Source organism: uncultured Christiangramia sp., from assembly GCF_913046405.1.
Classification (GTDB): Bacteria; Bacteroidota; Bacteroidia; order Flavobacteriales; family Flavobacteriaceae; genus Christiangramia; species Christiangramia marina.
In genome coordinates, this window is record NZ_CAJWRQ010000019.1 from 23,243 (window position 1) to 33,935 (window position 10,693).

Annotated in this window: 9 protein-coding genes, 1 tRNA gene and 1 pseudogene; 4 read left to right on the forward strand and 7 right to left on the reverse strand. The window is 38.1% G+C overall.

Going from position 1 to position 10,693, the window contains the following annotated elements; genetic code table 11:
- Positions 1-4: 4 nt before the first annotated feature.
- A complete protein-coding gene (gene recQ / locus QZ620_RS04275) occupies positions 5-2,110 on the reverse strand; it encodes a DNA helicase RecQ (protein ID WP_295179425.1) in 2,106 nt (701 codons plus the stop codon).
- 136 nt (positions 2,111-2,246) lie between these two features.
- Between recQ and corA the strand changes: the two genes are divergently transcribed.
- Positions 2,247-3,326 (forward strand): magnesium/cobalt transporter CorA, encoded by a 1,080-nt coding sequence (gene corA, locus QZ620_RS04280; RefSeq protein WP_295179426.1) that lies wholly within the window; start codon positions 2,247-2,249, stop codon positions 3,324-3,326.
- A complete protein-coding gene (locus tag QZ620_RS04285; RefSeq protein ID WP_295179428.1) occupies positions 3,317-4,474 on the forward strand; it encodes a lactonase family protein in 1,158 nt (385 codons plus the stop codon). The genes corA and QZ620_RS04285 overlap by 10 nt, the downstream gene beginning before the upstream one ends.
- Before the next feature lie 29 nt (positions 4,475-4,503).
- Here QZ620_RS04285 and QZ620_RS04290 read toward each other — a convergent pair whose 3' ends face one another.
- The 5 genes from QZ620_RS04290 to QZ620_RS04310 form a co-directional block, all read right to left on the reverse strand.
- A complete protein-coding gene (locus QZ620_RS04290; RefSeq protein WP_295179430.1) occupies positions 4,504-5,415 on the reverse strand; it encodes a succinylglutamate desuccinylase/aspartoacylase family protein in 912 nt (303 codons plus the stop codon).
- Positions 5,416-5,419: 4 nt separating this feature from the next.
- Positions 5,420-6,466: a glutathione synthetase gene (locus QZ620_RS04295; RefSeq protein ID WP_295179432.1), complete on the reverse strand. Its 1,047-nt coding sequence runs from the start codon at positions 6,464-6,466 to the stop codon at positions 5,420-5,422.
- The gene (locus QZ620_RS04300; protein ID WP_295179434.1) at positions 6,463-8,313 is read right to left on the reverse strand and encodes a tyrosine/phenylalanine carboxypeptidase domain-containing protein; all 1,851 of its coding nucleotides are present in this window, start codon (positions 8,311-8,313) and stop codon (positions 6,463-6,465) included. The genes QZ620_RS04295 and QZ620_RS04300 overlap by 4 nt, the downstream gene beginning before the upstream one ends.
- A 216-nt stretch (positions 8,314-8,529) precedes the next feature.
- Positions 8,530-8,603, reverse strand: a tRNA-Arg gene (locus tag QZ620_RS04305).
- A gap of 135 nt (positions 8,604-8,738) precedes the next feature.
- On the reverse strand, positions 8,739-8,993 hold the full coding sequence (locus QZ620_RS04310; RefSeq protein ID WP_295179436.1) for a hypothetical protein: 255 nt from the start codon (positions 8,991-8,993) through the stop codon (positions 8,739-8,741).
- A 265-nt stretch (positions 8,994-9,258) separates the two neighbouring features.
- Between QZ620_RS04310 and QZ620_RS04315 the strand changes: the two genes are divergently transcribed.
- Positions 9,259-9,885: a lipid-A-disaccharide synthase N-terminal domain-containing protein gene (locus tag QZ620_RS04315; protein ID WP_295179437.1), complete on the forward strand. Its 627-nt coding sequence runs from the start codon at positions 9,259-9,261 to the stop codon at positions 9,883-9,885.
- A 214-nt stretch (positions 9,886-10,099) separates the two neighbouring features.
- Positions 10,100-10,393, forward strand: a pseudogene (locus tag QZ620_RS04320) (glycosyltransferase family 39 protein); the annotation flags it as partial.
- On the opposite strand, the gene yaaA reads toward QZ620_RS04320, so the two are convergent.
- Positions 10,330-10,656: a peroxide stress protein YaaA gene (yaaA, locus tag QZ620_RS04325; RefSeq protein ID WP_366935437.1), complete on the reverse strand. Its 327-nt coding sequence runs from the start codon at positions 10,654-10,656 to the stop codon at positions 10,330-10,332. The pseudogene QZ620_RS04320 and the gene yaaA overlap by 64 nt on opposite strands.
- Positions 10,657-10,693 lie beyond the last annotated feature (37 nt).

Genomic DNA, 10,693 nt, shown 5'->3' on the forward strand with positions numbered 1-10,693 from the left:
CAATCTATTTATCAGCAATGATCTTAAGACCTAGCTTGATCGTCTCATAAGGGATGGCTCCTTCAAAATGTTCGAAGTATGCTTTCAATGAATTAGGATCGTTAAGATCAGATTTTGCTTTTTTGATCGCTTTTAGATCAGATTTTGGAACGAACTGATGCAGGTTGATCTCCTCTTCCTCGTCATAAAGTTTGATCAGGTGCGCGTAGATCGTATTGGTTGAAACGCCTTTTTCTTTTGCCATCTCCTCTATACTCAATCCACGATCATATAATTCCAGTGTTTCCTTAAAGGTGTTAGATTTTTTAGAGCGCTTCTTTTTCGGTTTTTTCTCCCTTTTATCTTTACTGAAGGCAATGATCTCTTTGATAAAGCGATACCCATAGTCTTCCATTTTCTTACGACCAACTCCATCGATCAGCAGGAATTCTGCATCAGACATTGGACGTTGTTTTTCCATATCCTTTAATGCAGCATCGTTGAAAATAAGGTAGGCAGGAATATCTTCTTCTTTTGCGATGGAAAGTCTTAACTGTCTTAGTTTCTCGAACAGCGAATTAGAAGCTGACTCTTTTTTATCCTTTTCAGCTTTCTCTACCTGTTGTTTAACATCTGCCAGAAAAACCTTCTCCTTGCTGAATAGAACTGACTTAGCATTTTCAGTTAACTGAAGATGATTGTTTTTATCGAAAGCGATTTCCAGCAAACCAAGGTTGATCAATTGTATAATATACTGCTGCCAGTTTTGCCAGGAAATATCTTTCCCGATACCATAGGTAGAAAGCTCCTGGTAATTGTTCTTACGAACCACTTCATTTTGTGAACCCCTTAGAACATCAATCACTACGGAAATTGGTTCAGACGCTTTAAGTCGGTAGATACATGACAGTGCTTTTTGTGCGATGATCGTACCATCAAAGAATTCCGGTGGATTCCGGCAAATATCACAATTACCGCAATCTTTCTGAAGGTACTCTCCAAAATACCCAAGCAGGATCTTCCTTCTGCAGGAAAGTGCTTCAGAATATTGCTTCATTCTATCAAGCTTTGCCAATTGTACTTCTTCATTCTTCGCATTCGAGGCAAATTTCTGAAGCTGGATCACATCAGCATAAGAATGAAACAAAAGTGTTTCAGATTCCAGTCCATCTCTACCGGCACGTCCAATTTCCTGGTAATATCCTTCAAGGTTCTTTGGCATGTTATAATGAATGACCCAACGGATATTAGATTTATCGATACCCATTCCAAAAGCGATGGTTGCACAGATGATCTGTTTTTCATCATTGATAAAGTCATCCTGTATCTGCGAACGTTGATCATGATCGATTCCTGCATGATAGGCTTCAGCTTTGAATCCTTTTGCCTTCAGTTTGGCAGCAAGCTCTTCAGTAGTTTTTCGGCTAAGACAATAGACGATTCCACTTTCAGAAGTACGATTTTTGAGAAATTTTGCAATCTGCTCAAATCGCTTGATACCAGGTTTTACTTCCAGGCTTAGATTCTTCCGGTCGAAAGATGCAATATGTTTTTTGGCAGAAGGAATATTCAGCTGTCGGCAAATATCATTTCTAGTGGCTTTATCTGCAGTTGCGGTAAGCGCCAGGATTGGAGTTGAAGGCAACCTGTTCTTAAGATATCCAAGTTGTGTATAGGCCGGGCGAAAATCATGTCCCCAACTCGAGATACAGTGTGCTTCATCGATGGCGATTAGACTAACTTTTCCATCCACCAGGAAACGATCAACGATTTGAAGACTTTCCGGAGCAACATAAATAAGTTTAAGCTCTTTATTCTCAATTTTCTTGAAAATAGCTTCACGTTGATCTTCGGTCTGGCTACTGTTGAGGTAAGCGGCGGGAACACCATTGGCGTTCAAACCGTCTACCTGGTCCTTCATGAGAGCTATAAGTGGTGAAATTACGAGAGTAATTTCAGGTAATAAGATTGCGGGAAGCTGGTAACAAATAGATTTCCCACCGCCGGTTGGCATGATCACCATGTTATCTTTTCCATCGAATACAGATTGTATGATCTTCTTCTGTAAGGGTCTAAACTTCTCATATCCAAAATACTCCTTCAGAGTATCCAGCAGCTTAACTTCATTCATGGGACAAAGGTAAAATTAAAGGTTCAGAACAACCAGCTGCAAGGTCAATTTTCAGCAGGAATAAATAGTCCCTTAGCGAATGTGTAATCAAGAGTATTGACAGATTATTCCTATTTTTATGGAAATTAAAGTTTATATGGCGAAACGAAGAAAGCTGTTGCTAAGGCGTCCCAAACATACTAAGACGGTAAACCAGGTGCCTGGAACGATGACCTACGTGGGTCACAAGGAATCTTCAGAAACCAAACTGGAAGTAATCGATTATAATGCCGATCAGTACGAAAGGTATACTTCCAATTCGCCAGATGATGCATTTAATTATGTAGATGAAAAAAGTGTTACCTGGTTCAATATTGACGGACTAAATAATATTGGTGAGATCGAAAAACTTGGGGATTACTATGAATTGCATCCCCTGGTCATGGAAGATATTGTAAATACCGGGCAACGACCTAAAATTGAAGAATACCAGGATTATCTTTTTATTGTTGCGAAAATGCTTTACCACAAGGATGGTGAAATAGAAAATGAGCATATTAGTATGATCGTTGGTAAAAACTATGTCATCACCTTTCAGGAATCTGATGGTGATGTTTTTGATCCTATCCGTGAACGTTTGGAAACATCAAAAGGAAGAATAAGAGGAAAGGGAGCAGATTATCTAATGTTTGCGCTTCTGGATGCCATTATAGATAATTATTTCCTAGTGATCGATGATATGAGCGATCGTATCGAACTGCTGGAGGAAAGCCTTTTTACTAACAGACCAAGTGATGATATTGTTTACGAGATACAGGATCTTAAAAGAAACATTCTAAGAATTAGACGTGCTGTTTTTCCTCTGCGGGAAGTGATAAGCCGACTGGAAAAACTGGAAAACGAGATTATAGATCCACACACAGGGAATTACATCAGGGATCTATATGATCATATAATTCAGATTTCAGAGAATATCGAAATTTATCGGGAAATGATCTGGGGTCTTATGGATATGTATATGACCACAATTAGTAACAAAATGAACGAGGTCATGAAAGTACTTACCATCATGGCGAGTATTTTTATTCCGCTTACCTTTATCGCTGGAATCTACGGAATGAATTTCGAATATATTCCGGAATTGCAATGGAAGTATAGTTACTTTGTACTTTGGGGAGTAATGATCATCATATTCCTTTTAATGCTTTATTATTTTAAACGAAAAAAATGGCTTTAAAATTCACTAAGATCGCTAAGATTACTGCCTGCAGTGTATTTATTCTGATAAGTTCTAATACTTCAGCTCAATCTGAAGCTGATGCGGACAAGAAAATGAATAAGATGTATGTAGGAACTTATACAAAGAAAGAAGGCCATGTAGATGGCAAAGCTGAAGGGATCTACCTGCTACATCAGGATCCTGATAATGGCAGTCTCACTAACTGCGGTACACAGGCTAAGATCGTTAATCCTTCGTTCGTAAAAACAGGAAGACAAGGAAAGTTTCTTTTTGCGGTTAGTGAACTGGGACCGGGAGACGATAAGTCTGGTTATGTATATTCCTACCAAATCCAGGAGAATGGAAACCTTAAGGAAATTAGTAAACTTTCTACCGGAGGCCATGCTCCCTGTCATATCGCCCTGGACAGATCTGGAAAGTTTGTATTCGTTAGTAATTACATGGGTGGGGTAGTAGCTACTTATAAAGTTAAGTCTGATGGAGCCCTTGAAAAGGTGAGTGAATTAAAACTTCCTGAAGCTGAAACCGCTCACGCACATACAGTTAAAATAAGTGGTGACAATAGAACTGCATATGTTGCAGACCTTGGGAATGATCGAATTTTAGTATACGACTTTGATGTTGCCAGTGGAACACTTTCAAAACATGAAAATTTCCAGGTACAACTTCCTGAAGGTGCTGGCCCAAGACATTTAAGTTTGAGTAGAAATGGTAATTTCGTGTATAGCATGAATGAGCTGAATTCTACTGTGACCACCTATAAGGTTTTAAAGGGTGGCGCACTTGAAATTGTACAGACTCTCAGTTCATTGCCGGAAAGTTACCTGGACAAAAATTCTGGAGCCGATATTCATATAGGCAAGGAAGGAAAATTTCTTTATACCAGTAATCGAGGTCATAATAGTATCGCTATATTTAGTATAGATCAGGTGAACGGAACACTAAAGAATGTTGATTTTGTTCCAGTAGCTGGAAAGACACCACGAAATTTTGCCATATCACCTTTCGGAAAATACTTATATGCTGCCAGCCAGGATACTGGAAATATAACAACTTACACGATCAATCCTGAAAGCGGAAAATTAAAGATTCAGGAACCCATTTTTGAAATTAAAACTCCGGTATGTCTGGAGTTTCAGAAATAAAAAAAAGCAGCCATTTGGCTGCTTTTTTTCTATACGTCCTGCACGACAAAGAAACCATCGTTTCCCTGTGACTGGTATAGCGGCATGAAAATATAAGCATCCCATTCGCTATAAACTTTCTCGCCGTTCTGTTCGGCTAAAAGTTCGCCTTTTTCAATTTTCTGAAAATTCTCATATCCTTCCTTCATTTTGAAAGTATCTCCATCCTCCAGGCCATGGCGATGAATTATTTCGAAAGTCTTTTGATCTGGAGCATTTTTTTTACTGAACCTTTCCACACATTCCGGATAGGTAGAGATTTCAGAAAGATCTAATTTATTTGCTTCCCTCAGAGCTAACCAGATCACCCCTTCGTGATTTTCTTCAGAAGTATCATCTGTATGTTGACCAGCTTCGAATACAAACCCAGTCATTCCAGTTCGGCTTAAATAATGGTCGATGTCTCCCGTAATGATATCACTGAAACCTCTAATGATATAAGTCGGGAAATTATGCGCCCATTCATCATTGTCGTTCACTTCCTGTACCGAGACATAAGGCAAACTTGCCGATGAGGTGGTATGGCAATCTAGAAAATACCTTTTCGTATGGTCCTTTTCAGAATAATTGTTTAGTACCTTAATGATCTCGAGCATTTCTTTTTGCTCATGTGTTTGAGGATCATTTTTCTGAATATTTTTTTTTGTCCAGGTTCTGTTGAGGTCCTCGTCTATATAACGTTTGTTCTCATTAAGTGCTTTCTGGTTCCCGGAAACTCCAACAATTTTACCCTCAATCTCAGGTTTGGTTTTATCCAGTTGTTTAAAAACTTCCTTCAGGGCGAACACACCACTTGGTTCGTTTCCATGAATTCCAGCTGTCACGAATAATAACGGGCCGGGTTTTCCTGAAGAATATTCTCCTATGATCCTGTCTACGTTCTCTTCTAGCTTCTCTTTCATAAAATTAATCCATTGTGGCCAGAGTCCTGTTGCTTAACTGACCTTTATACATATTCTTATACTCAACTTTTCTTTCGATCGCCTCGATAATATAATCTGTAAAAGGCGAAAGTCCGATATCCTTAAAATGTTCCATTCCACCCGGGCTTAGTACATTGATCTCGATCAATTTATCCTTGACGATATCAAGTCCCACGAAAAATAATCCGTCACGAATTAATTTAGGTGCTGTAAGATCAACGATACGTTGCATTTCCGGAGTTAGCTCACTACTATCTGCAGTAGCTCCTAGGCTGAAATTACTACGGAATTCTCCATCACCGGCAACACGTCGTATAATCGCTTTTTCACCGTCTCTTTCCATTACTTTCCCATTTAGCAATAGTACCCGAACATCACCATCTTTGACGGCAGGTAGAAATTCCTGTGCGATCACGTATCCCTGAGAGCTTAAATGATCGATGATCTGGTTTACATTCTTCTCGTGTTCATCTATAAGATATACATCCTGTCCTCCTGAACCTTCCAGAGGTTTCAAAACCATTTTTTTATTCTGTTTCTCCCAGAAATCTAAAAGTTGGTCTTTGTCTCTGGTAATGATAGATGCTGGTTTGATTTCCTGAGGTAACTCTTCGAAATATAATTTATCAATAAAGGCATGGGATAGGGCATAGGCATCGTTTAGAACCAGAACATCCAGTTGCTGGATCATTCTTCCAAATGCGACACCAGCCTGCTCGGCCCATTGTCTTCCTTCTTCTTCGGTAGGATTGTTTCTAATAAAAAGAACATCCAGTATCGTACAGTCAATTTGCTTTTTTATAGCCTTTGGACCCTGCAAAGCTTCCAGAAACTTCTTAGTAGACTTGGTTTTAGTATCCTTTGGTAATTGAGTAGAATTTATAGTGATAGGTTTATCATGGTGGAAGTTAAAATCTCCAACACCCATTGCATAAACTTCATGACCTCTTTGATGAGCCATCTGCATTAGCGCGTTCGATGTACCATCTTTCTCTGTTGCGACATCATTTAATACAAAACATATTTTCATTTACATACCATTTGTGGAAGGCTTAAACCATTCCTGATTAATTTCAATTTTTCGAACATTTGTTCACTATGTAGAAACCGGGGTTTTATCCTAAGCGGTTCCAAAACTTTTCTGTCTGTTAATTCCCGGATTATATTTGTGTGCTTAATTCCGTATTTACCGGCTAGCAGAATCTCATAATCATCATTATTCTTAAGGTGCTCTTTAAGTAGAACAAGTCCCTTTAAATAAATAATGTCTTTAATAAATCCACCGCCCTGCATAATTCGGGAAGTGATATTAAAGGCTCTTTCCGCAGAAAAACCATAATCTATTTTTAATAATCTGAATATTTCCTGGAAATTCGCACCTTCTAAAACTGCCTGTCCTGCCAGTACTCTTCCGGCTAGGATTCTAAGTCTGTTTGCTGTAAGGCCATCAACCATAAATTCAGACATTACAGCCAGACCTTCCTGTAGGGGATCATAATCTGCCAGGCCAATGCTTAATTGTTTTAAAGGTTGCCTGCTTCCATTGTAATAAGTGAGAACATGCGTTCCAACTTCGTGCTGAATAAGTGCTTCTGCCTCGATACGACTCATTTCATAATCTGCAGGAATGTATAATTCTCCATGAGAAACCATCATTACGTTCACATCTTTTCGAATATGGACTTTGCAATTAAAGTTTGCATCCTGTTGCTTGAAATAATCAAATTCTTTTCGTGCAAGGCTGCTAAATTCTTTCGCATCAATAATATCATTCGACTCGTTATAGGTTTCTTCCGGTACTTCGTTGAGAATATTCTGAGCCTCTTCGCATAATTGTCGATCCACGCCCTTGTAAAGCCGAATGCTATCGTACATAAAGTTGCTGGACCCACGTTCGCCCAGCATGGTGATTTGCATATCAAGTTCTTCACGCTTTTCGCGGAATAAATAGGACATCGCAGGATCGTCAATATCTTCGATCTTTAAATTATACAGTCTGCGCTTTAAAATATCAGGATCAACCGGCAGTAGGCGATAATGATAGTCCAGAACATTTTGATATTTACTTTTAAAGAATTCTTCCTTGATTTCATGAATATTGGCAGGGGAAACCAGCCAGAGGAATTGATATGATTTTTCAATATCTGCAAGCTGCTTATCAATATCAAATACGACTTGCTTTAAATATTTTCGTCCCAATGCATTGAAGCTGGCGACGCCGCCTGTGGTTTGTACCCTGATAAAGTCAAAGAACGACCTATGCATGGCCTTGATCAGGAAGTCTTTAAAATTTCTGAAAAAGACTGGGTATAACTTATTATTCTCATTCCTGTAAACTGGAGGAATTTCTAGGCTTACCAGAACAGCACCGCAATTCTTAGCCTCCTCAATACTCATAAGATCTTCGGAATCTTCCGCACGCCTATGTATCGTATCTACAATTTCTGTATCCAGATACAGGCCGGTAAAAACTTCATTTATGGTTAATAGATCCTTCTGAAGGGTTTCCAGACTGGTAGGAAGTTTTTCAGCAGGACCTTTAATACGCAATTTTTGAGATTCCTCATTTCCTGCATAAATTTCGAACAGTAAATATGATTTCATTTCTACTGATAGCAAATTAGAAATAGCGATCAGTAATTTTTGATAACCGGCAAAATCGCGATTTCCGATAATCATATAAGAAGATTCACTGGTAATAAACCTTTTGGTGCCTTTATCATTTGACTTTTTACGGTAGATGACCAGATATGGTAATTCTTTTTCAATATGCAAAATCCCCATGCCGGGAAGCATACAGCTTATCTCCTTATTTTCTTTAAGAATTGTTAAGATTTGTTGAATGGAATTTTCAGATAGATCAGGTATTTCCTGCATAATTTGAAAACTTATAATTTAATCTTCTCTAAACGCTATGTTTAAAGAGGATCTGGTTGATTTTATAACATTAGCTTATTCCAATTTAGGAAGAATTAGCCGTTCAAAACCTGTCTGCGATCTTTTGACAAATTTTTATGACGGACTTAATATAAATTAGTAAATGGCGAGGAGACTATTAAAAACAAAAAAGCCTTCCATAAGGAAGGCTTTTCGTGATGGCACCAGGATTCGAACCTGGGACCGCCTGCTTAGAAGGCAGGTGCTCTATCCAGCTGAGCTATGCCACCGATTTGCGGTTGCAAATATAAGCCACTTTATAAATTAAACAATGCTTTTTTTGGGAAAAATTCAGGTAAGTTTAAAAAAATAAAAACTCCCAATCGGAAGTTTTTGATTTTCAGTATAGATACGGTTTTAAAAATTTAGCTTTCTCTGATCAATTTTTCTTCCAGACCACTTGCAGCAACTACTAGTTGGTGTAGTAAACTTGGATTTTGATCCATTTTTTCAAAAACCTGTATGTATAAATGATTAAATCTTCTTATCAATTCAAGTGTTTGAAGTGAAACACTGAAAAAATTTCCCGATTCGCGAAGCTCTTCAATAGAACCCTTTACAGACTCGATATGAGATATTTCTTCATCGGTACTTTGGATGTAATGTTCTTGCTGTAGCATACCATTAATTATTTGGTTAGCCAAGGCAGGTGCATTCTAATAGATTCGGTATTCAAATATAATTTGATAATTTAATTTAAATCTGAGCTACTGGCACTTTTAGTTGAAGTATGAGAAAAAATCGGTAAGAGGTAAAAAAACTATAATTCGAATATTATTTTACATTTGTGGTATCGACCAAAAATATTCCAGATTATTCATCAAACTACAGTTTACCATTGCATACCAACTCAAATAATTTCCTAAAATCGCGATACACAGAAGTATGAACGATTGGATAATTTATCTTCTGGGCTTTATCGCTCAACTACTTTTTTCAGGGAGGATGATCGCACAATGGCTGCTTTCAGAAAAGAATAAACGAGTGGTTACACCTCAATTCTTCTGGCATATTAGCTTGCTAGCATCTTTCTTATTATTCATATATGGATACCTGAGGGACGATTTTGCCATTATGCTGGGTCAGACGCTTACCTATTTTATATACATCAGGAATTTACAGTTACAGGGAGACTGGAATAAGATAAATAGGTTAATCAGAGTTTTTCTCTGGATATTTCCTTTGTTCGTGGTGATCTATGGGTTTAATAACAATCAGTATGACGCTGCAGCTTTATTTAGAAATGTGGATATTCCAATGTGGTTATTGATCGTGGGAACTGCAGGACAACTTATATTCACCCTTAGGTTTATCTATCAATGGGCTTATTCTGAAAGAAGAAAATCTTCTTCCTTACCACTTGGCTTCTGGATACTTAGCTTACTGGGATCATCTTTGATCATCTACTATGCGATCCTTCGAGAAGACCCTGTGTTACTTGCAGGTCATAGTTTTGGTGTTATTATGTATCTTAGAAATATCTATATTCAGAAGAATGAAGTTAAAGGATAATTACTTTCTGCTATTACTATTTGTTTGCTTCGCGATATTCTTTGTGAATCTCGATGCCATTTTTGTAAATATCATGGAAGCAAGGAATTTTGCTACCGCTCGGGAAATGATCAATCTTGATCACTGGATCTTTACAACCCTTAATAATGAACCACGCTACGAGAAACCGCCTTTACCTACGTGGCTAACTGCGGTATCCATGATGTTATTTGGAATGAAGAACCTGATCGCAGCGAGGTTACCAGCCGCTGTCATGGGCAGCATCGTAAGTATCTTTCTTTATAGACTTGGTCTCAAATTCACTAATAATAATAAGTATGCGTTCATTAGCGGACTTATAGGCGCTACCAGTTTCTATATACTCTTTTCAGGAAGGGACGGGCAATGGGACATTCATACTCATGGCTGGATGATCATGGCGATTTACTTTCTGTTCCAGATCTTTCAGGATACCGGGAATTCCATGAAAAATGCTGTTTTAAGCGGAATCTTTATTGGATGTTCTTTTCTAAGTAAAGGTCCGGTATCGATGTATGCGCTTCTTTTACCATTTTTGATCTCTTTAAATACGGGCGTAATAACGCTGGCCTCAAGTTCAGGGTTATCCAAAGCTTTAAAATATTCAACAGAAGCACAATTAATAATTTTCGAATCTATATGGGACTCTAATTCTAACATCAGCGCTTTAGATAACTGGTGTCCCCAGAAGTCATAGAGAGACTTACCAGATTTGGTTGCCAGTTTTGTACCCATTTCAAGTCTATAAGGCATAATTAGATCCAGAGGTTTCAAAATGCCATAGAGCCCT